Genomic DNA, 21,937 nt, shown 5'->3' with positions numbered 1-21,937 from the left:
ACCATGACCGATTTCGATGCGGTGATCGAGCGCCGGGACACCGGCAGTTCCAAATGGAGCCGCTATCCCGGCGACGTGCTGCCCATGTGGGTGGCCGACATGGATTTTGCGGCAGCGCCGGAGATCGTCGCGGCGCTGCAGGCGCGGCTTGCCCATCCCGTGCTGGGCTATGGCGTGGCGCGCGATGAACTGCGCGCCGTCATCGTCGCCGACATGGCGGCAAAATACGATTGGGTCATCACGCCGGACGATATCGTCTTCCTGCCGGGCGTCGAGCCGGGCTTCAACATGGCGCTGAAGGCGATGACGGAGCCGGGCGACACCGTTCTGGTGCAGACGCCGATCTACCGGCCGATCCTGAATGCCCCCGGCCACTGGGGCCTGATCCGGCGCGAGGCGGAGCTTTCGCCATCGGCCGGCGGCTGGGCGATGGACGCTTCGGGTTTTGCCGCAGACATGGCCGCCTCCAGGGCCTTCCTGTTCTGCAATCCGCACAACCCGACCGGCAAGGTGTTTTCGCTGGCCGAACTGCAGACCATCGCGGCTCTGGCGGAGACGCACGACACGCTGATCATCTCCGACGAGATCCACTGCGATCTGCTGTTCGACGGCCGCCGTCACGTGCCGATCGCCACGGTCTCCGCCGAGGCGCGCAACCGCACCATCACGCTGATGGCGGCGAGCAAGACCTACAATGTCGCGGGCCTGAAGACGGCCTTCGCGATCATCGAGAACCGGGCGATCCGCGAGAAATTCGCCGCCTCGCGCCTCGGCATGGTCGACAGCGTCAACATTCTGGGGCTCGAGGCAAGCCTTGCGGCCTTCTCCAAGGCCGGCGTCTGGAAGACGGAGCTGCTTGCCTATCTCGAAGCCAACCGCGATTTCCTGATCGCGGAACTGGCCCGCCGTTTCCCGAGGATCCGTTGCCTCGCCCCGGAAGGCACCTTCCTCGCCTGGCTGGATTGCCGCGCGCTTGGTCTCGGCGATGACCCACAGGCCTTCTTCCTCGAGCACGGCAAGGTGGCATTCAGTGCGGGTCACGAATTCGGCGCCGCCTATGGCGGCTTCATCCGGCTGAATTTCGGCTGCCCGCGTGCCCTTCTCGAAGAGGGGCTGGCGCGGATGGAAAAGGCGCTCGCGACACTTTAAGATTGTACGGGCGGGGGCTTACCCCGCCCCCTCTCCGGCGCTATCCTGCACGACGCGACGGGCGGGGCCATGGCACAGCAGTTTTATGCAAGACGGAACACCCGTCTTCCGGCAGATCCCGTCCTGTCGCAGGGGTTCGCATGGGACGAAACGAGAATTCGGATTTCATTCGCGAGGCGGATGACCGCCAGGTCTTTGCGGCCGAGCTTCGGCGCGGCCGCTTTTCGGCGGCGCGTGTCTCTGTCGGCGTGTCGGCCGCCGAGCGGCTGACCGATCCGCACGCGCTCGAAGATGCCTTCCTGATTACCTACCAGAACCGCGATTATGAGGGCGATCTCTGGGTCGACGGAAAACCCCTGCCGACGGCCTACATGCCGCAGGGCAGCTTCACCTTCTATGATTATCGTCGCCAATGGCAGGCCAATCTCCGCTCCGCCTTCGATTGCCTGAATTTCCATGTGCCTCGCGCGCTGATCAACGGCCTCCTGGAGGAAGATGACGGGCGACCGGTGGATACGCTGGTGCTGTCGCCCGGCGAGATTGTTCACGACGCGACGCTGACGGCGCTAAGCGAAGCCATGCAGGCCGCCGTGCAGGCCGGCCAGACGGTGAGCCCCCTACTGCTGGACCAGATTTCGCTCGCCTTCTGCAGCCATGTGGCGGCCTCCTATGGCAATCGTAGCCAGCCGCAGATCGTGGCGGGCCGGCTTGCCCCCTGGCAGGAGCGGGTGGCCCTGGAATTTCTCGCCGCAAGCGATGACGACAACCTGTCGATCAAGGCCGCCGCCGAGCACTGCCGCCTGTCGCAGACCTATTTCGTGCGGGCCTTCAGGCGCTCCTTCAACATGACGCCGCATCAGTGGCTGATGCAGCGGCGAATGAAGATCGCACGCGATCTGCTGAAGACCACCCTGCTGCCGGTCTCGGAGGTGGCAAAACGCAGCGGTTTTTCCGATCCGGCCTATTTCTCCCGCCTCTTCCAGGCGCGGGTCGGCCTCTCGCCGACGCAGTTCCGGCGGCGCCTGCGGGGATGATGCGTGTCGACACCGGCCGGATGGCCCGTCTCAGACGGTCTGGGACCGGCCGTGGCGGCGGCGCCAGTGGCTCGGCGTCTCGCCGGTCAGGCGGCGGAACAGCCGGGAAAAATGCGCCTGATCGGCCATGCCGCAGGACAGCGCGATCTGCGCCAGCGGCTCGTTGCCCTCGCTCATCATCTGCTTGGCGCGCGCGATGCGCCGGTCGAGCACATAGGCATACGGCGTCTGGCGGAAGCTTTCGCGAAAGGCGCGGCTGAAATGGCTGACGCTGAGGCGGGCGATGCCGGCCAGATCCTCGGCGCGGATCATCTCGTGCAGATGTTCCTCCACGAAGCGGGACAGGCGCCGCACCTGCCAGGGGGCAAGCCCCTGCCCATGCGTCTTCGGCGCCTCGGCCGCACGACGCTTCGTCAGAAGACGCTGCGCCCGGTCGAGGCATTCGCGCGTGTGGTCGATGTCGCGGTCGATGGCAAGACCTGCCTCATCGAGCAGCGTCAGCAGTTCGAAGGCAAATTCCGTCGCCTCGAAATCGGCTCCGGGACGGGAATGGCGGGCTGGGCTGGCAAGCTCTGACACGGGCAATTCCTCGCGGGACGCATGAAGGGAATTGCCGGATGTTAAGAATCCGACTGGAAATCAGCCAGTTAAGCCCCGTAAAGTTTCGTAAAGCCCGGTAAAGCGACACCCGCAGCCGGGACGCGGGAAGGCCGTCTCAGCTGCGGCCGGTGCGGCGCAGGCGCCCCGGCGTCTGGCCGAGCAGCTGGGTGAAATGGCGGCTCAGATGCGACTGGTCGGCAAAGCCGCAGGCGGTCGCGATTTCCGCCAGCGGCAGGTCGGTTTCCTCCACCAGCTGGCGCGCGCGCTCCACCCGCCGGCCGAGAAGCCAGCGATAGGGCGTGGTTCCGGTCGTTTCGCGGAAGGCGCGAATGAAATAGCCGCGCGACATCGAGCAGCTTTCCGCCACCTCGCCGATCGAGACATCCCGGTCGAGATTGGCGTCGATGAAATCCTTGGCGCGCATTTCCAGCCGGTACGGCAGCAGCGCGGACACGGTTGCCGGTGCCTCCTGCCCGCCGCCATAGCGGTGCAGAAGATGGGTGGCGATCGCCAGCGACAGCTGATCGATGAAAAGACCGTGCGCCTCGCCCGGCCGCTCCAGCGAGGGGGCGAGCGCCCGCACCAGATTGGAGAGCACCGGATCATCCTCTGCGGCCCGCTCCGACAGGCCCTCCACCGGACGCATGCGGGTTTCCTCCGCCACCTGCCGCAGGAAAAGCGCACTCAGTTCGAACAGCATGAAATCGAAGGAGCCGACAATCTCCGCCCGGTAATCCTCGGCGAAATTGCGCAGATAGACGCCGCCGGCGGCGAACCGGTAGTCGTGGCGGCTCCTGCCGTGAAAGATGCGTCGCTCGTGCCCGTCAGACATCGAGACGCCCACCAGAAAGCCGCGATCATTGGCCGGCAGGATCACTTCCGAGACGGCGTCGGAAACGACGCCCTTGCGATAGAGCGTGATGCCGCCATGCGACAGCTCCTGATCCTTTGCCAGGGACTTGGCGGCGCACCCCAGAGAATCCCGTCTGGCGACCTGCTTGAGCATCCCGCTCTCCAGCTCTCGACCGGCCCTCTCCCGGCTCTTGCATGCGCGGTCTTCACGTCCGCGACCACCCTTCTCGCAAAGGCGGCACATGCAGTCTTGCACATATCTGCCGTTGCGCATAGGGGCGCACGCGCCACCGCCGGTCACGATATCGGCTGAGGCACTGCAGCCACCGGAAAGGCGGGCCATCAGCCGAGATCGGCAAGGATCAGCCGTGGCTCGAACAGCCGGGGAGGATCACCGCGGGGGCGACCGGGAAACGGTCCGGGCGGCGGGGGCCGTCGCGTCTCGACAAGCCGCGGCGGGGGCCCGGTGACGCCGACAGACCGGCTGAGGCAGGCAAGCTTCGTTCCCCGCAGGTCGAGGCAGGCAAAAGGCATCGACAGTTCGCGCAGCAGCCGCGAGGAACTGACGACCAGCGCGGCGGCCAGCGCACTGTCGCCCTCCGGGCCGGAGGCCCAGGCAAGGGCGGCGCGCATCTCCTCCAGCAGCGCCGGAACCGGCTCGAACATGCCGATGCTGCGGGCCTGCGCCGTGCCGCGACGGGCCTCCGTCAACACATGGCGGGCATGGGCGCGGCACACCTGCCGCATGGCGGCCCGCCCGGCGGACCGGTTGGCAAGGCGCGCAAGGCCTGGGCCGCGCAGTGTCTTCAGGATCCGGTAGCGCGTTTCGCCACCCGCCTGCTGCGCGACCACGAGCGATCTCGCCACCAGCGCGGCAATCGCATCCATCAGCGGTGTGACGTCATCCCTGGCGTCTTCGAGCACGCCAAGCGCATCCTTGAGCGAGAAGGGGCCACAGAACACGCAGAGCCGCTCGAACACGTCCCGCTCTGCCGCCGACAGAAGATCCAGGCTCCATTCCGCCAGCGCCGCCAGGCTGCGGTGACGCTCGGGTGCGGTACGCCGCGCATGGGTCAGCGTGGAAAGGCCGCCCTGCAGGAGACCGGTGAGTTCGGCGAGGTTGCTGGTCGCAAGCCGCGCGGCGGCCATCTCGATCGCCAGCGGCAGACCGTCGAGCTGGTGGCAAAGGCGGCCGATGGCGGCGAGATCGGCCGTTGCCGGGTTGAAATCCGGGCGGACAGCCTGCGCGCGCTCGATGAACAGGCGGATCGCCGGCGACTGGCGCAATTGCACGGGCGCAGACGGCGCCCCTTCGGGCGGCAGCCCGAGCGGCGGCACCTGCAGCACCCATTCGCCCGCGGCCCGCAGGGGCTCACGGCTGGTCGCCAGGATGACGAGATGCGGAAGCGTGGCGAGAAGCCCCTCGGCAAAGGCCGCCGCCGCGTCGATGACATGTTCGCAATTGTCGAGAACGATCAGCAGCGGCGCGGCCCTGAGCGGCGCCGTCACGGCCTCATGCAGCCTGTACACCGCCCAGCCGTCAACCGGCTCGCCGCCCGGCAGAACCTGCCGGGCAAGCGCTGCATAAAGGCTGGCCGGATCGCCGCCAAGGGCGGAAAGATCGACAAACAGGGCGGGCATCGCATGGGCGGCACTGAAGGCGGTGGCAACGGCGAGCGCCAGCGTCGTCTTGCCCACGCCGCCGGGCCCGCAAAGACTGAGCAGGCGGCGCGTCGCCATCAGCTCGGCGGCGCGCGCCACCATCTCGTCGCGTCCCAGCATGGAGGCAATGGCAACGGGCAGCGTACTGCGGATGATGCCGCGCTGCGTCGGCGCCGATACCTCCGGCTCGCCCGTCGGCAGCACGAGACGATAACCGCGACCATTCTCGTTGACGATGCGCCTGCGCTCGTCACCATCCGAGGCGAGCAGCCGGCGCAGCATGGACAGATGGACCCGGAGCGCCGTCTCGTCGACGAACTGCTGCGGCCATACGCGCGACAGCAGTTCGTTCTTGGACACCAGCGCGCCGGGCTGTTCCGCCAGCACCAGCAGGATTTCGAGCGCGCGCGCCCCGATGCGCACCGGCTCGCCATCGCGATAGAGCGTGCGCTCGCTGATCGACAGGCAAAACCGGTCGGACAGCATGATCGGGGCGCGCGGGCAATGGTTCATCGGTAACGATCCTCAGGCAAGGGGAAGCCTTCGAGCAAAACGTCAGTCGGCATTCTTGGGCAATTTCCGCGAGACCGGGCTGTGGCTTCGCGTCGATAATTGCGTGAAAACAACGGGATGGAGTGTTTCAGAGGTTTCCTTTTTGCCAAGAGCACTCCGGTGTCAAAAGCCCATCAGTCGGGGCGTTCGCGTGTTCGCGATCGGGCCGCCAGATCCGGCCAATCCTTCGAACGCGGCGTCTTGCGGTGCCTGAAGGCGTCGGAAGGGTTCGATCATGATCGGCACCTTCGCTTCGGCCCAGACACTGAAATTACGCCGTGCAGAACACACAGGCTGATTGGATCCGGACCCTAGGGCATGACACAGGCTCGGCTCTAGGAGGAAATTACGCCGATTTGTACAATGTGAACCCTGACTTTCCAAAGCCGCCCGGGGCAGGCGCCGGCCGACGTCATCGACGACGGCACGCCTTCGACATGCTGTCCTCAAACTGGCAGAGAGGGCTCACCGCATGATGACAGCACCGCGCGCCTCCCCCTCGACAGATCGGCCTGCAGCGAGGGGCGGCAAGGGGCGGGAGGCACCGGAAGGATCAGCCCCTTCGGGTGCCGGACAGGTCTGCGGCGGAGGGGCCGAGCGCCTCGGCGCTCGCCGACTGCAGGGGGAAGCGGATGGTGCAGGCAAGCCCGTCCTCGGCAAAATCCAGCGTCGCGCTGCCCATCAGTTCATAGGCGATGGTGCGGCGGATGAGCGTGGTGCCGAAGCGCTCGGCGACCGGCGCCGAGACCGCGGGCCCGCCGCGTTCGCGCCAGGTGAGCACCAGACGGGGCCGGCCGCCCCCGTCCGTCTCGCGCTGCCAGGCCACTTCGATCTCGCCCCTGTCGTCACTCAGCGCCCCGTGGCGCAGCGCATTGGTCGCAAGCTCGTTCAGCACCATGGACAGCGACAGTGCCGCGCGCGGATCGAGCGGCGTTTGCGGGCCGGGCACGATGGTCACCCGGTCCAGACAGCCGGGATGGGCGGCAAAGGCGCGTTCGATCACATCCCTGAGGCCGGCCTCGTTCCAGTTCGTCTCGAACAGCAGCGCATGCGCATCGGCCATGGCGCGCAGGCGCCCCATCAGCGTCTCGATATACGACTCCACGGTGTCGGCGCTGCCGGCGGTGCGTCGCACGATCGACATCACCATGGCCATCGTATTCTTCACCCGGTGGCTGAGCTCGCGCACGAGAAGCTCGCGATGCTGCTCTCCACGCCGGCGCTCGGCCTTTTCGCGCGCCTCCGCAAGCGCCCGCTCCACCGCGGCCGGCAGGCGGATCAGGCGCTGTTTCAGCACGTAATCGGTGGCGCCGTGGCGAAAGCTTTCGATCGCAGCCTCCTCGCCGAGCACGCCGGACACGAATATGAAGGGCGTTTCCGGCAGCCGCTGGCGGGCAAGCTCCAGCGCCGTCATGCCGTCGAAATCGGGCAGCGAGAAATCGGCCAGGATCACGTCCGTCCCGCCGCCTTCAAGCGCCTCCATGAAGCCGGCACGATTGGAGGCACAGCGGATGGCAGGCGGCGGCGACAGCGTCTTCAGCTGCTGCATGATCAGTTCCGCATCGAGCGCGCTGTCTTCCAGAATGAGGATGCGGGCCGGCGCGTTGAGGTCAAATCCGTGCATGATGCTGATATCCCGGCGGCGGCTCGTTGAGCAGGGCCCAGAACACGCCAAGGTCCTGAATGGCCTTGAAGAACTGCGAAAAATCCACCGGCTTCACCACGAAGGCATTGACACCCAGTTCGTAACTTCTGACCAGATCCTGCTCCTCGCGCGACGAGGTGAGCATGACGATGGGAATGTGGCGCAGCGTGTCGCTTGTCTTGACCCGCTCCAGCACATCGAGCCCATCCATCTTGGGCAGTTTCAGATCCAGCAGCACGACGGTCGGATCGCCCTGCGGCCGGTTGTGGTAACTACCGCGGCGGGTCAGATAGTCCATGGCCTCGGCGCCATCACGCGCGATCACGATCTCGTTGGCCAGCTGGCACTTTTCCAGCGCGGCAAGCGTCAGCTCTAGGTCGCGGGGGCTGTCCTCGACCAGAAGGATGGGGCGCAATTCAGGCAAGGGCTCGACCTTTCCGTTCTGTGGTCATCGGCAGGGCGAAGGTGAACGAGGCGCCCTGCCCCAGTTCGCCATGCGCCGAAATGCTTCCGTTGTGGCGTTCCACGATGCGGCGGGCGAGCGCCAGGCCGATGCCCGTGCCCTCGAAATCCTCGGCCCGCTGCAGGCGCTGGAACACGCCGAACAGCTTGCCCACGTAAGCCATGTCGAAACCGACGCCATTGTCGGTCACCGAATAGAGTGCCATGTCGTTCCTTGTTTCTCCTGCAATCACGATCCGGGCCGGATCGCAGTCGCGGGTGTATTTCACCGCGTTGTCGATAAGGTTGAACCAGACCTGCCGCAGAAGCGTGGCATCGCCCAGTCCAACCGGCAGAGGGGAAACGCGCCATTCGATGCGACGGTTCCCCATCGCCATGGTGACGGAGGTGATGACCTCGGCCACCAGCTTGTCCATGTCGACCGGGCGGGTAACGAGGGCGGTGCGACCGAGCTGGGAAAAGTTGAGAAGATCATCCACCAGCCGCCCGGCCGAAAGGGCCGCATCGGAAATCGTCTGCAGATAGTGGCGCGACTTCTCGTCCAGCCCGGTTTCCCGCTCGCGCAACAGTTCGGCAAAGCCGACGATGTGGCGGAAGGGCGCCCGCAGGTCATGCGAGACGGAATAGGAAAAGGCCTCCAGCTCCTTGTTGGCGCGCGTCAGCTCGCCGGACAGTTCCGCCAGTTCCTCGGCCTTGCGCAGCACGATACCGACGATCGCAGAGCCGAGCGCCCGGGCGGCGGCCAGTTCCGCTTCACTCCAGGGTTCGGCGCAGGCACGCACGAGTTCCTGCCAGGCGGAAAAGGACTGGCGTGGATGGATGCGGCCCTGTTCGCGCACCTTCTCATGCGGATTGCCGCCCCAGCGCACGGTGTGCAGCAGTTCGGGCCGGAACCAGATCAGCCAGCCCGCATGCAGCCGCGAGATCGGCAGGGCCAGAACGCCGCTTGCCCGCGCCGCCATCTCCGGCGCCAGATCGGCGGCAAGCTCCGGCGCCTGCTCGAGCAGGCGGGTCAGCCGGTCGGTGGAAAACAGGTCCTGCCGCGGCTGCGCGTCCAGCCAGGCCGCCAGCCGGCGGATCGCCGCTTCCGGCGGCACCTCGCCCACCGACAGCAGCCGCTCCGGGCTGACGAGCGCCGCACCCGCCGCCCCGACCTGGGCAAGCAGCCCCTCGCCTTCACCCGCCAGCGCCTCCATCCAGTCGGGGGCGGAGGACATGGCAGACAGGAGCCGGCTCGTGACCGCAGACAGCATGACCCGGCGCGCGGCATCCTCTGCGCGGGCCAGCGCCGCGATGCGCATGGCAAGCGCCTGAGCCACAAAATCGCAGATTTCGCGCAGCGCCTGCGATACCATGTGCGGGCCGGCACTATGGCAGGAGATGAGCCCCCACAGCCTTCCATCGACCAGGATGGAGACCGACATCGAGGCGGCGGTTCCCATGTTGCGCATGTATTCGAGATGCACCGGCGAGACGCTGCGCAGCTGGCACTGGCTCATGTCCAGCGCGTCCCCCGTCTGCGGGTCAGGCACCGGCACCAGCGGCACGGGACGGTAATCGACATCGGGAATGATGCGCAGACGATTGGTGGCATAGAGCGCGCGCGCCTGGGCTGGGATATCGGCGGCGGGAAAGCGCAGGTCGAGATAGGAAGGCAGCCGGCCATTGCCGCTTTCGGCCACCACCTGCCCGTTCCAGTCCGCATCGAACCGGTAGACCAGCACGCGGTCGAAGCCCGTCAACTGCTGCACGAAGCCGGCGACGGCCGGCAGAGACCGGGCAATGTCCGGCTCGTCCGACAGCTGGGCGGTAAAGCTTCGCAGGCGGCTGAACACCGCTTCCAGCCGTTCGCCGCCCAATCGCTCCACCTCGACGATCACGCGGTCGCCCGCCCGGTGGGCGGAGGCGATGAGCCCCTCCGTTTCCAGCCGCGTCTGGAAATAGCGCTCGCCACTTGCCTGCCAGCGCACCAGCCTGTCGCCCAGGTCCGCAAGCGGGCCGAAAAGCGGCGCGTCCTGCCGCACGCCATCCGGCAGGTAATCGGCGAGATTGGCGCTGACCTGCACCACCACCGGCGGTGCGCCGGCCAGCACGAACAAGGCGCCATGCGGTTGTATGGCGCCCGGCACGCGGATCGGCTCGCGCGCGCAGGCTTCCAGATCCGGATCCGTTTCGTTCACACCTGTCTCCGATCATGCGGCAGGGCCGTCACACGGGGCCTGCCTCAGCCCCGGACGGTCGTAGGGTCAGGTAGATAGGAGGGAGTAACGGAATGTAAACCGGGCCGATCGAACGGGTCGGGTGGGTGCGGCGCAGCATTTTTCCACCAGGGAGTGCAATTTCCCTTGCGCCGAGTCCAAAAACTAGTATCTGTCGCAAATCAGTATCTGACTATAATTTATGATTATGATGATACGTATTTCTAATGCACAGACGACCGCCCGGCATTCGACCTAGATCAAGAACCTTGTCGGCGCGACATGCAAAAAAGCAATATTCGCAACCGTCGTGACGCCGCATGAAGAACATCTATTCAATCGACGACGTCTTTGGCATTCGCCGGGATCCGCCCCTCAATTACGTCGAGCGGCCGGATGTTGACCATCCATTTCGTACGCTTATGTCGAGAGGTGATAATATTATCATATTCGGCAGTTCGAGGCAGGGCAAGACCTCGCTGCGCAAGAAATGCATGGCGGACAGGGATCACATCGTCGTTTCCTGCCAGAACCGCTGGTCGCTGGCCGATCTGCACTGCTCGATCCTCAAGGAAGCCGTGTTTTTCGTGAAGCATGTCCAGGACGAGGCGCAAGACGGGGGACAGGACGAGCCCGCCCTGCCCATCCGGCCGAAGCCCGGACGGCTTGATCTGTCCGACCCGAACGACATCGTTCGGGCGCTCGCAGACATCAATTTCTCCAGCTACATCGTGCTGGAGGATTTCCATTACCTGCCGGAAGCCACGCAGCGCGAGTTCAGCTTCTCGCTGAAGACCTTTCACGAGAAGACCGCGATTTCCTTCGTGATCGCCGCCGCCTGGCGCGACGAGAACCGGCTTTCCACGCTGAACGGCGATCTGGCGGACCGCGTGCAGCCGATCAACACCGACCACTGGTCGCCCCAGAGCCTTTCCGAGGTGATGACGACAGGCGCCGGCATGCTGGGCATTGCCTTCGACGATGCCTTCAGCACCGGCCTTCTCGCCGCCTGCTTCGACAGCGTGCATCTGGTGCAGGAAGCATGCCGGCGTGCCTGCCGGGCCGCGAAGGTGCATGAGCGGCAGGATGGTCTGCAGGGCGTCGGCGCCGGGCTCGACGTGGTCGAACTGGTGCGCCGCATCGTTACCGAACAGGCGGCGCGCTATACCGGCTTCGTCGAGGGCTTTTCCGGCGCCATCGCGGCAAGCGATCTCGACATGCCGCGATGGCTGATCTACGCCATGCTCTGCCACGGCGCCGACCAGCTGGAGCGCGGCATCCGCCTGAAGAAGATCTACAGCATCATCAAGGCACGGCATCCCCGGCGCAAGACGCTGGACCGCATCCATGTGGCGCAGACGCTGGTCTCTACCGCGACCTTGCAGAACCAGCGCGGCATCCGCCCCTTCGTCATCGATTACGATGCCTCCCGCGGCAGCCTGCAGGTGGTGGACAGGCAGTTCCTGCTCTGGCTTTCCACGCAGGAGATTCCCGCGCTTTGCGACGATCTCGGCCTGCCCGCCCCGCTGTCGGACAGCGAGATGCGGGCGCTGCCGTGAGCGGTGAGGTCGAACCGTGCGGCGAAGGCGATAGAAGAGAAATTTTTCTCTTAGAGAGCAACGATGCCATAATTTAAAGAGTGCCTCGTCGATTAATTCTAGGAAAACCTGTCTATCTTCAGAAATCCTGTTGCCTCGCTAATACGGTTGATGCCTTATGAACATCAGACACGACGTGAAATTGAGGGGAACATGTCGGATAACGATCCGCAAGGCCTCTATAGAGCTTTGGGAATACAGCCATCTGCCAATTCTGATGAAATCAGAACCGCCTATAGAAAGCTTGCGAAAGACACCCATCCGGATACTTCACAGGATCAAAACACTGAAAAATTCCAGAAAATTGCTGCCGCCTACGAAGTTTTAGGCAATCCTCTCCGCCGAGCAGCATACGACCGTTCTGCGTATAAGGCCCCCACTCAGGAAACCCAGACTAAAGTTATCGACCCGATTTGTTGCTCTCGCTGCGGACAGGTCACGGCACAGCCAAGACATATCGTATTCTTTCGCGTTTACAGCTTTATATTCATGACCACACGTAATCCTGTGCAAGGGATTTTTTGTGCAAGCTGCGCGAAAAAGGAAGCTGCCAGATCCTCGATCATTACCTTAATCGCAGGATGGTGGGGGGTTCCTTGGGGACCACTCTATTCAGTTGGGTCCATCATAGGCAACGGCTTTGGTGGACAACATAAGCGCTCCGCCGACGAGGCGATGATTTGGTACAACGCGCTTGCATTCCTTTCGCATGGACATATGCAGCTATCATACGCGCTTGCGATGCAGTCCAAGAACGCGCTGGATAAAGAGATAGCAAAAAACGCCGATGAACTGACTCGTCTGCTCGAAAGGTCCGGCGTTGACCCAAAACAAGGCAAGTTAAAAAATCCCTGGCGTACATCAGTTCTGTCTGCGACAACTTATTGCCTCATGGCCTTTGCTCTGCCTGGTGCGTTGGCAGCGGCCCTTTTTGTGGACTCTCAAAATGGCAGTAGAAGCACCGTGTATGGCGGGGCGACAACACCATATGTCTCACCTCCGAAAACGGCACCATATCAGCAAAATGTTCAAAAGGCAGTTACGACGCCCGATGTACCGACATGTGCGAACGTTCCGCCCAACGGACAACTGCTCGGGCCAAATCGGCTATCGACTGCCGATGGCCATGCGCTGGAGATCCGCAACGGTGCCGGCGGTAACGCGATCATCAAAGTCAGAACAGAAATTTCTGGAGCCGTCGTCGCGACATTCTTTGTCCGCAGCAATCAAACCGCTCGGATCAGCGGGATCCCGGATGGGCGCTATAAGGTGCAGTATGCTTTCGGAAGCGCGCTGGATGTGAGTTGTCAACGTTTTGTGGAACTAAATGGCGCGGATGAATTTCCTCGTGCTGAGACGCTCAACACCGAACAAACCACAACCGAGATCATCACACAGGTGTTGTCGTACACGCTGTATGCGGTTCCTGGCGGCAACATCAGGCCTCAGAGCATTTCAGCTCAGGACTTCGAACGCCCATAATGGTCTCCTTCTGCGCTGGTCCGGGTCAGGCGCCGAACGCGCCGTCGATCGTGTGCATCGCCCCGGTTACGAAACCAGCCTCGGGGCCTGCGAGCCAGGCAACCATGGCCGCGACCTCTTCCGGTCGCCCGTGACGCTTGATCGCCATGAAGCTGTGCATCAGTTCCCGCATCGGGCCATTCTCCGGGTTTGCGTCGGTGTCGATCGGTCCGGGCTGAACAATATTGATCGTGATCCCGCGCGGCCCGAAGTCGCGCGCCAGACCACGCGCCAGACCCTGAAGCGCAGATTTGCTGACCGCATAGGACGCCATCCCCGGCACGGGCATCCGGTCGCCATTGACCGAGCCGATGACGATGATCCGTCCCCCCTCCGGCATCTGTCGCGCGGCCTCGACCGAAGCGTGATACGGGGTCTGGATGTTGATCTGGAACAGACGGTCGATCGCATCGGCATCCTGTTCCAGCGCATCGCCGAAAATCGCGATGCCGGAATTGACGACCAGCACGTCCAGCGGTCCGCTGTCGCGGACACGCGCGATCACGGCGTCACGATCGGCGCTGTCCGTGTGGACCGCCCTGCTGCCGGTCTCGGCCGCCAATTGCTCTGCCGCGCCCCGGGAGCCGGCATAGGTGAAGAGAACCTTTGCCCCGTCAGCGGCAAAACGGCGAACGATGGCCGCGCCGATGCCCCGGCTGCCGCCGAGAACCAGAACGGACTTTCCCTGGAAGGTGGTCATGCAAGCTCCTTGAGAAATAAAGTAACGAGTGCTACATATATCTTCCAACGCCATCGTCAAGGTATTTTGTAGTGAACGATACAAATAATTCGCGCCCTCGCGGCCGCCCGCGCCGCTTTGATCCCGGCCAGGGCGTGGCCACGGCGCAGCATCTGTTCCATGCTCGCGGCTATGATGCGGTGGGGGTTGCGGAAATTACCTCCGCTCTCGGCATCAACCCGCCAAGCTTCTATGCGGCCTTCGGCAGCAAGGCCGGTCTCTATGCCCGGGTTCTCGAACGGTATGCGACGACCGACGCGATTCCGCTTGAAGACCTGCTGCGCCCCGACCGCCCCCTGGCGGAGAGCCTTGCCGCGGTTCTGGAGGAGGCAGCAAGGCGTTATGTCGCGCGGCCCCCGGCCGCCGGCTGCCTTGTGCTGGAAGGGATCGGGTGCGATGACGAGGAGGCGCGCAGGATCGCCGCTGCCTATCATAGAGCCGCACTGGACAGGATCCGCCACTCGATTGCCGCCGTTCATCCGGACACCGCTCAACGCCTGACCGACTTCGTCTCGGTCACCATGGCGGGGCTGTCCGCCGAGGCGCGCAACGGGATCGGGCTCGACCGACTACTGGAGACCGCGCGCGTGGCTGGCCGCGCCGTCGCCCGGGAGCTTGCCGCTGCGGGTTGATGATGCGACGCGATCGCGCCGTGCCGGGTACTGGAGGCAGAGGGTTGCGAGCCCGGCATGCCTCCCCCCGGAGGGAATAGACCCGGGCTTAAAAATCCTGCCAGTCCCTGTCCGCCAGGGCCGCGTTGCCGTGGCGGGCGCGCGGCATGATGCGGGTGCGGTCGGCGCCAGCGCCGGGACGCTGCTGCGGGGCGGAGATGGAGATCGCCGCCTCGCCCAGCCGGAAACGGGAGACAAGGCGAAACAGTTCGCTCGCCTCGCCGGCCAGCTTGTGGGCGGCGGCGTTGCTTTCCTCCACCATCGCCGCATTCTGCTGCGTGCCCTGATCGATGGTATTGACGGCCTGGTTGATCTCGGACAGGCCGGTCGACTGTTCGCGCGCGCCTTCCACGATGGCGGCGACATTGGTGGAAATGTCTCGCACCTGCACGACGATATCCTGCAGCGCGGTGCCCGTTTCGGCGACCAGCGTCACGCCCCGTTCCACCTGGGCGGCCGAGGCGGTGATCAGCGCCTTGATCTCCTTGGCGGCCTTGGCGGACCGTTGCGCCAGTTCGCGCACCTCCTGCGCCACCACGGCAAAGCCCTTGCCGGCGTCCCCCGCACGCGCCGCTTCCACGCCGGCATTCAGCGCCAGAAGATTGGTCTGGAAGGCGATCTCGTCGATCACGCCGATGATCGAGGAAATCTCGCCGGACGAGTTTTCGATGGCGCCCATGGCGGTGATTGCCTGACGCACCACGTCGCCGGAGCGCTCGGCGCCGCTGCGGGTGCGCTCCACAAGATCACCGGCCTCGCGGGCACGGCGTGTGCTGTCGGCCACGGTGGTGGTAATCTCCTCCAGCGCGGCCGCCGTTTCCTCCACGGAGGCAGCCTGCTGCTCGGTGCGTTTCGACAGAGAATCCGCCGCCGCCCGCACCTCGTCGGAGCCGGCCGCAATGGCGGATGCATTGCGCTGCACCTCGGTCATCGCCTCCCGCAACCGGCCGACGGCATCGTTGTAATCGAGACGCAGCGGTTCCAGCGAGGCGATGAAGGGAATGTCGATGCCAAAGGTGAGATCCCCCTCGGCAAGCTGCTTCAGGCCGTTGCCCAGCACGTTGACATTGCCGACCCGCTCCGTCACGTCGGTGGCGAATTTCACCACCTTGAACACCTCGCCCTTCATGTCGAAGATCGGATTGTAGGAGGCCTGGATGAAGACGTCGCGGCCACCCTTGCCGATGCGGCGGAATTCGCCGGCGGAAAACTCGCCCCGGCGCAGCTGTTCCCAGAAGCGCGGATAGGCGTCGCTGCGCACGTAATCGCCATCGCAGAACATTGAATGGTGGCGGCCAACCATCTCGTCGAGCCGATAGCCGAGAGCTGCACAGAAATTCTCGTTGGCCGTCAGGATCGTGCCATCAGGCGCAAACTCGATGATCGCCTGAGCGCGCGACAGGGCCGAGATCTTGCCGGCATTTTCCGCCGCTTCCAGCTTCAGCGCCGTGATGTCGGTTGCGAATTTTACCACCTTGTAGACACGGCCGTTCTTCAGGATCGGATTGTAGGAGGCCTCGATCCACACTTCGCGCCCGCCCTTGGCGATGCGGCGATACTGGCGCCGGTCGAACTCGCCGCGACCGAGCTTGGCCCAGAAGGCCTGATAGCCCTCGCCGATGGCCTCTTCCGGCGGCACGAAGATGCGGTGATGCTGCCCCACGATCTCGTCCGCGCGGTAGCCGAGCGTCGTACAGAAGTTTTCATTGGCCCGGAGGATCCGGCCGGAGGGGTCGAATTCGATGATCGCAAAAGAGCGGTTCATCGCGGACAGAACCCGGTTGGAATCCGAGGAAAAGGGGCTGGGGGACATGCGATCTCCTGCCGGTCGGTCGGCGCGGCGCGGGACGCCGCCCGGCGGGACGCGGTCAATGGTCAGACAGGGGGAATGAGTGTCGGCCATCATGGCCGCTCTACCGGCATCATGCGCCGCTAGAGCGATTTATCGGAGCATTCCATTGAAGTTTTGTAAATTAGCCCCTGAAAATCCACTGCATTATGCAGTTTGTATGCAAGAAGTCGAGGGGTCGGACATCAATCGATCAGACGGCGGCGAATCGCCTCGGCAATCGCCTGGGTGCGGTTGGAGGCGCCGATCTTCTTCGTGGCGTTCTTGATATAGGTGTTGACCGTATCGACCTGATAGCCGCTTTCCGCCGCGATCTGCTCGCTGGTCAGACCGCCGGAGGCGAGGCGGAGACAGGTCAGTTCACCGGTCGACAGTTTCATCTCCGCTGCCGCGAAGCGCTCCATCAGGGGGCGGGTGATCTCGGTATGGGCGGATTTGGCGATGGCGCCGAGAAAGGCAATCTCGTCCGGATCGAACGGAGTGACACGGGTAAAGCCGACGGAGCCGTACATCTGGTCGCCACGGCGGATCGGAAACAGCGTGCGGTTGCGCACATTGAAGGTTTCCAGCAGATAGGCCAGCCGCTCCGGCAGCTCCACATCCTTCAGCACCTCGCTTTCGATCACGACGCCCTCGGAGAGCTTCGACAACAGCACGAAGGGATCCGTCAGGTGGAGGCGCTCGCCGTAATAGGCCTCGAGAAAGGCGGGCGGAAAATCGGTGTCGAGCGACTGCGCCGAGCCGAACCGGAACCGGTCGATGTCGAGCCCGCTGACGGCAACGAAATCGAAAGGCACGGCCTTGCGCAGGCGTTCCATGAAGGGGTGGTTGTGGATGAAGCGATGACGCGGAACAGACGCCAGGTCGACAAACTCCTCCAGATTGTCGGCACGGCGGAACAGGGGGCGGTTCAGCATGTGGTCGTCGGGCTTTCGAGGCTTGATCGTGGCAGAGGATCGGAGCTGTCTCTCCCTCAAGCCAAGTCAATTTACGATATGTAATCATATCTTGAAGCATTTTTGATGTCGAAAATCTAGGGAATTTCGGGGGATCTGCAGCATTTTCTAGCCTGCACACAACCCGGACATCGGAAACGCAACAATAAGTCGTCATTAATCAATATCGCCTAAAATACTGCGAAATCAAGTAACCCGCCTGCCTGCCCCGGAGTTTGCCCATGTCGCCCCATGAAAAGATGCAGCACCTGAAGGAACGCCTGGATTTCGTCGGTCTCGATGAGGCCCAGCGGCGTGTTCTCGCCGAGATGCGGCCGATGCTGGCGGGCGCCATCGGGCCTGCACTGGACGTCTTTTATGAAAAGGCGGCACGCCATCCGCATACGGCCGCCTTCTTCCGCAATCCCGCCCATGTGGCGCATGCCAAGGGCCGCCAGGTGCAGCATTGGGACGGCATTGCGTCCGGTCGCTATGACGAGGCCTATGTGGATGCGGTTTCCACCGTCGGGCGCACCCATGCGCGGCTCGGCCTGGAACCGCGCTGGTATATCGGCGGCTATGCCATGATCATGGAAGGCATCATCAAGGCGGTGATCGGCTCGCAGTTGAAGGGCCTGTTCGTGGAGAAGAAGGCAAAGGCCGTGGAACAGCAGCTTTGCACGGTGGTGAAGGCTGCCCTTCTCGACATGGACTATGCGATCTCCGTCTATCTCGACGCGCTCGCTGCCGAGCGCGCCAAGACCGAAGCGGAACGGGCCCGCGCCGCCGCCGACCAGCAGGAGGCGCTGAAGGCGATCGATGCCGCTCTTGACCAGCTGGCGGCGCGCGACCTGACAGCGGAGGTACATCAGACGCTGGCTGCCGATTTCGAGCAGATCAAGGCCAATTACAATCGCTCCGTCGCGGAACTCAACAATGCGATGTCGGATATTTACGGCGCCGTCGATCAGGTGCGCGCCGAGGTGACCGGCATTTCATCCGCGACCGACGACATGGCCAAGCGGGCCGAACAGCAGGCATCCGCGCTGGAGCAGACGGCGGCGACGCTCGAGCAGATCACCTCGATCTCCGCCTCCACGGCAAGGCGCACCGCCGAGGTGCAGCAGATCGTCCAGGCTTCGTCCGAGGAAACCGTGCGCTCCGGCGCGGTGGTGCGCGAGGCGATCACCGCCATGCAGGACATCGAGGGATCGTCGCAGAAGATGACGCAGATCATCGGCGTGATCGACGACATCGCCTTCCAGACCAATCTTCTGGCGCTGAATGCCGGCGTCGAGGCGGCACGCGCCGGCGAACAGGGTAAGGGCTTTGCGGTCGTTGCCCAGGAAGTGCGCGAGCTTGCCCAGCGCTCGGCCGCCGCAGCGCGCGAAATCAAGGACCTGATCGATCGCTCCTCGGCCGACGTCAACCGCGGCGTCAGCCTCGTCAACCGCACGGGTGAAGCGCTGGTGACGATCGGCGAGCGGGTCGCCAGCATCAACGAACATATCAATTCCATCGCCCAGTCGGCCCGCGAGCAATCCTCCGGCATCAACGAGATCAACACGGCGGTGCGCAGCATGGACCAGATCACCCAGCGCAACGCGGCGCTGATGGAAGAAACCAGCGCCTCGACGCAGAACCTGGTGGCGATCTCCGGCAGTCTCGGCGAACTGCTCGGCCGTTTCCGCACCCGCGGCCAGCAGCGTCACGTCCCCGCCGAGGAACGGCCACGCCGGCGGGCCTGATCTTTCCCGCCGGGCGCCGCGCCTCACCGCAGCGCCTTCAGCATCGGATGGATGGAGAAGCGGCCCTTCGCGGCCTTGCCCGTCAGGTCGCGCAGATAACCGCCCGGCGAGCGGATCGCCTCTGCCCGCTCCAGGATCGCGGCGATCACGATCGCCGCCTCCACCTCGCCCATGGCACTGCGAGCCGCCGCCCAGGCGCTGGGGCTGATGCCGAGCATGGAGCGGACCACCTCGGCCGCCGCCAGCACGTCCCGCCAGCTTTTCACCCCGTCGCGGGCATAATCGGCAATCTGCGGGCAGGCTTCCAGGAAGGCTTTGAGCCCGATGCCGACCGATTTCCTCTCCAGTTTGGGCGGTTCCTCCCCCGCTGCCTGTGCGTTTGCCGCCACCGGTCCCGCCCTCTCTGTGACTCTTTGGCCGTTTCTTTCAAGTGAGAGGTCTGTGTTTGAATTCTGAATATGGCGCTCAAAAGCGGAGTCACTGGCGCTCATTTCTTCATTGGAAAGGGTGTCGAGATAAGCCGTCTCCACCGCAATCCGGAGCGACAGCAGCGCCTTGGCACGCGCCGAAAGATCGGCGATCTCGCCATTGCGGGCAATGCGTCCGGACAGCGCCTGCAGGCTTTCGATGAAGGTCTGCCAGTCGCCGGTCCGCGCCTCCGTCAGCGCCGCCTCGATGGTTTTTGCGATATCGCGCAGATGCAGGCTGATCTCGGCCCTCAGCCGCGCCACCTGACGTGCCGTCTCGCGCGCGGTCTCGGCCTCGGCAAAGATCCGGTCGGCGGCCAGCGCCAGCGGCGCCAGATCGAAGCCGAAGGCGCTTTCGACCTGGCCGCGGTCGTCGCGCTGGCAAAACCGCTTGCCGTTGGCACTGTCGCGGCGAAAAATCAGCCCCGCCTCGACAAGCGCCGCGATATGCCGGCGCAGCGTGGCCGGCGACATGCCGCGGCAGCGCAGCGACAGTTCCGCATTGGAGGGAAACACAATCAGCGGCGCCTTGCCATCCAGCTCGCGCGCCGGGTGAAAGCTTGTCAGCGCCTCCAGCACCGCGATCGAGCGGTCGGACAGGCCATAGACCGCCCGCGCCTCGGTCAGCGCGCGGATCAGCTGCCATTTGTCGGCCGTGCCGGTGGCATTGCCGCCCTCGCCCTTGCGCAGGCTCTCCTGTTGCCGTTCGACCTGCGTCATCCGGGCAAAATTCTTCGCACGCAACGGAGCGCCGCCAAACGGCGTCGTTGCCAGTCTCTCTTGCATGGCCATCTCCTCACGGAGGCAAGGCGGCCCGGAAAGCGACCATGCGGCCACAAAATCACGCGCCGGAAACAGCCAATCGGCCGCCGACTCTTGACTTTGACGCGCGGAAGTGATTCTCTTAAATTGCTACATTGAAGAGGGCTTCCGAAATGGTAACGTTTTGGGGGCCTTTTTTCTTGCTCTCGTTTCGTCCTTTCCAGCTTCGTCACAGGGCCGGTTCATCCGGCCGGCACTGATTATAGATCCGCCTTTACGCGCGGGGACGCACACCCGGCCTCAGACCGTTCATTTGGCCTTTTTCGACGCCAGGAATTCCCTGTAGCGGGCAGCCAGAAAATCCGCCGCCTCCTCGAGAAAGGCCTCGTCGACCCCGCTCGAGAACTCGATGCGCGCTGCCTTGCCATCCCGGCGAAGACGAGCAAAAACAGTGCCTTGACCATCCGTCAGGGTGCGCACGGCAGACTGTTCGCCAGATGCTGTCCGAGCGTTTTTCAGCCGCGCGGAAAGCCGGTCGAACAGCAGCTGGAACCGCTCATCGCTCGGCGCCGACAAAAAATTATCGCTCTCGACTTCCCCCGCGGCGCGCGCCAGCGAATCAGGCTGCTGCAGCAATTCGCCGAGTTTCATCCAGCGATCGCGGCCCGCCTTGGGTGCTGCGCCGATCAACCGGATGAAGCGTTCGGGCACCGCCTCCACCACCTGCATCAGGCGCGACAGCTCGCTTTTCTGCACCGACAGCGCCTCGCCGATCACCTTGCGGTCAAAACCGCGAGCGGCGAGATTGCGGGCAAAGACGGCGCGCTCGATGAAGGAAAGGTTGCGACGCTCGGCATTTTCCTTGCCCTGCGCCAGCACCAGTTCGTCATCGTTGAGGGCGCGCACCACCGCCTTGACCTCGATGCCGAGGCGGGCAGCCGCGCGGATGCGGCGATGGCCATAGGCGGTCTGGTAGTGGCCGGGCCGGGTCGGATGCGGGCGAAGCAGCACGGGCACCTGCTGGCCGCTGTCGCGCATGCTGTCGACCAGGGCAGCGAAATCCTCGTCATCCTGATCGCCGATCCGCAGACGGTCCTCCACGAAGGAGGCCTCGATGCGCTCCGTCGGCACGGACACCACCCGCTCGCCATCGCTGAGCGCCTGTCGCAGCGCCCGCACCTCTTCGGCATCGCGCGACAGCGAGCCGAGCGACAGCCCCATGGCCTTCACGGCGCCCGAGGCGCTGCGAGCCGGAGCGGCGGATGAGGCAGACGACGGCATCGCAGGCGACGGGCCGGCGGCACCCTGGGCCGAGGACGCCGGAGAGCCTGGCTGCGGCGCAGCGTTCGGCTCGGTCGCGCGCTGATCCGCATCCGGCGCCTTGGCCGGAGCGGGTGCCAGCCCTCCCCCGAACAGGGCCTTCAACTCGTTCTTGCGGCTGCCTGCCATCCGTCCTGCCTTTCCTTGCTCATCTGTCGTCACGCGCCATCGGG

At 64.4% G+C, this 21,937-nt stretch carries 17 protein-coding genes; 6 read left to right on the top strand and 11 right to left on the bottom strand.

Going from position 1 to position 21,937, the window contains the following annotated elements:
* The first annotated feature begins 3 nt into the window (after window positions 1-3).
* Window positions 4-1,149 carry a MalY/PatB family protein gene (locus tag FNA46_RS14480; RefSeq protein WP_143125921.1) on the top strand — a complete coding sequence of 382 codons (1,146 nt, stop codon included), beginning with the start codon at window positions 4-6 and terminating at the stop codon, window positions 1,147-1,149.
* Between the two features lie 140 nt (window positions 1,150-1,289).
* Window positions 1,290-2,183, top strand: a complete 894-nt coding sequence (locus FNA46_RS14475) for a helix-turn-helix domain-containing protein (protein WP_143125920.1) — start codon at window positions 1,290-1,292, stop codon at window positions 2,181-2,183.
* 30 nt (window positions 2,184-2,213) lie between these two features.
* On the opposite strand, the gene FNA46_RS14470 is transcribed toward FNA46_RS14475, so the two are convergent.
* From FNA46_RS14470 to FNA46_RS14445, 6 genes are all read right to left on the bottom strand, one after another.
* Window positions 2,214-2,762 carry a helix-turn-helix domain-containing protein gene (locus tag FNA46_RS14470; RefSeq protein WP_143125919.1) on the bottom strand — a complete coding sequence of 183 codons (549 nt, stop codon included), beginning with the start codon at window positions 2,760-2,762 and terminating at the stop codon, window positions 2,214-2,216.
* Between the two features lie 136 nt (window positions 2,763-2,898).
* Window positions 2,899-3,789, bottom strand: a complete 891-nt coding sequence (locus tag FNA46_RS14465) for a helix-turn-helix domain-containing protein (protein ID WP_185969864.1) — start codon at window positions 3,787-3,789, stop codon at window positions 2,899-2,901.
* Window positions 3,790-3,977: 188 nt separating this feature from the next.
* The gene (locus tag FNA46_RS14460) at window positions 3,978-5,810 is read right to left on the bottom strand and encodes an ATP-binding protein (protein WP_143125917.1); all 1,833 of its coding nucleotides are present in this window, start codon (window positions 5,808-5,810) and stop codon (window positions 3,978-3,980) included.
* A gap of 592 nt (window positions 5,811-6,402) precedes the next feature.
* Entirely contained in the window at window positions 6,403-7,473 is a 1,071-nt protein-coding gene (locus tag FNA46_RS14455; RefSeq protein ID WP_143125916.1) for a sensor histidine kinase, read from the bottom strand.
* Entirely contained in the window at window positions 7,460-7,918 is a 459-nt protein-coding gene (locus FNA46_RS14450; protein WP_143125915.1) for a response regulator, read from the bottom strand. The genes FNA46_RS14455 and FNA46_RS14450 overlap by 14 nt, the downstream gene beginning before the upstream one ends.
* Window positions 7,911-10,136: an ATP-binding protein gene (locus tag FNA46_RS14445; protein WP_143125914.1), complete on the bottom strand. Its 2,226-nt coding sequence runs from the start codon at window positions 10,134-10,136 to the stop codon at window positions 7,911-7,913. The genes FNA46_RS14450 and FNA46_RS14445 overlap by 8 nt, the downstream gene beginning before the upstream one ends.
* Before the next feature lie 512 nt (window positions 10,137-10,648).
* On the opposite strand from FNA46_RS14445, the gene FNA46_RS14440 reads away from it, so the two are divergent.
* Both FNA46_RS14440 and FNA46_RS14435 read left to right on the top strand, forming a co-directional pair.
* The gene (locus FNA46_RS14440; RefSeq protein ID WP_210245882.1) at window positions 10,649-11,713 is read left to right on the top strand and encodes a hypothetical protein; all 1,065 of its coding nucleotides are present in this window, start codon (window positions 10,649-10,651) and stop codon (window positions 11,711-11,713) included.
* Window positions 11,714-11,905: 192 nt separating this feature from the next.
* Entirely contained in the window at window positions 11,906-13,234 is a 1,329-nt protein-coding gene (locus tag FNA46_RS14435; protein ID WP_185969863.1) for a J domain-containing protein, read from the top strand.
* A 25-nt stretch (window positions 13,235-13,259) separates the two neighbouring features.
* On the opposite strand, the gene bdcA is transcribed toward FNA46_RS14435, so the two are convergent.
* A complete protein-coding gene (gene bdcA, locus FNA46_RS14430) occupies window positions 13,260-13,973 on the bottom strand; it encodes an SDR family oxidoreductase (protein WP_143125947.1) in 714 nt (237 codons plus the stop codon).
* Between the two features lie 71 nt (window positions 13,974-14,044).
* On the opposite strand from bdcA, the gene FNA46_RS14425 reads away from it, so the two are divergent.
* Window positions 14,045-14,644, top strand: a complete 600-nt coding sequence (locus FNA46_RS14425) for a TetR/AcrR family transcriptional regulator (RefSeq protein WP_143125911.1) — start codon at window positions 14,045-14,047, stop codon at window positions 14,642-14,644.
* An 88-nt stretch (window positions 14,645-14,732) separates the two neighbouring features.
* Here the strand turns inward: FNA46_RS14425 and FNA46_RS14420 are convergent, their stop codons facing one another.
* Together FNA46_RS14420 and FNA46_RS14415 are read right to left on the bottom strand one after the other, a co-directional pair.
* Window positions 14,733-16,496 (bottom strand): methyl-accepting chemotaxis protein, encoded by a 1,764-nt coding sequence (locus FNA46_RS14420; protein WP_185969862.1) that lies wholly within the window; start codon window positions 16,494-16,496, stop codon window positions 14,733-14,735.
* Between the two features lie 221 nt (window positions 16,497-16,717).
* Window positions 16,718-17,449: a helix-turn-helix transcriptional regulator gene (locus FNA46_RS14415; RefSeq protein ID WP_143125910.1), complete on the bottom strand. Its 732-nt coding sequence runs from the start codon at window positions 17,447-17,449 to the stop codon at window positions 16,718-16,720.
* A gap of 260 nt (window positions 17,450-17,709) precedes the next feature.
* Here FNA46_RS14415 and FNA46_RS14410 point away from each other — a divergent pair, with 260 nt between their 5' ends.
* Window positions 17,710-19,215: a globin-coupled sensor protein gene (locus FNA46_RS14410; RefSeq protein ID WP_143125909.1), complete on the top strand. Its 1,506-nt coding sequence runs from the start codon at window positions 17,710-17,712 to the stop codon at window positions 19,213-19,215.
* A gap of 23 nt (window positions 19,216-19,238) precedes the next feature.
* Here the strand turns inward: FNA46_RS14410 and repC are convergent, their stop codons facing one another.
* Window positions 19,239-20,468: a plasmid replication protein RepC gene (gene repC, locus FNA46_RS14405; RefSeq protein ID WP_143125908.1), complete on the bottom strand. Its 1,230-nt coding sequence runs from the start codon at window positions 20,466-20,468 to the stop codon at window positions 19,239-19,241.
* Between the two features lie 285 nt (window positions 20,469-20,753).
* Entirely contained in the window at window positions 20,754-21,893 is a 1,140-nt protein-coding gene (gene repB, locus FNA46_RS14400) for a plasmid partitioning protein RepB (protein WP_143125907.1), read from the bottom strand.
* Between the last annotated feature and the right edge of the window lie 44 nt (window positions 21,894-21,937).

The sequence above is a fragment of the Affinirhizobium straminoryzae genome (genome assembly GCF_007004135.1).
GTDB lineage: Bacteria > Pseudomonadota > Alphaproteobacteria > Rhizobiales > Rhizobiaceae > Neorhizobium > Neorhizobium straminoryzae.
This window is presented reverse-complemented; position numbering and strand designations above follow the sequence as displayed.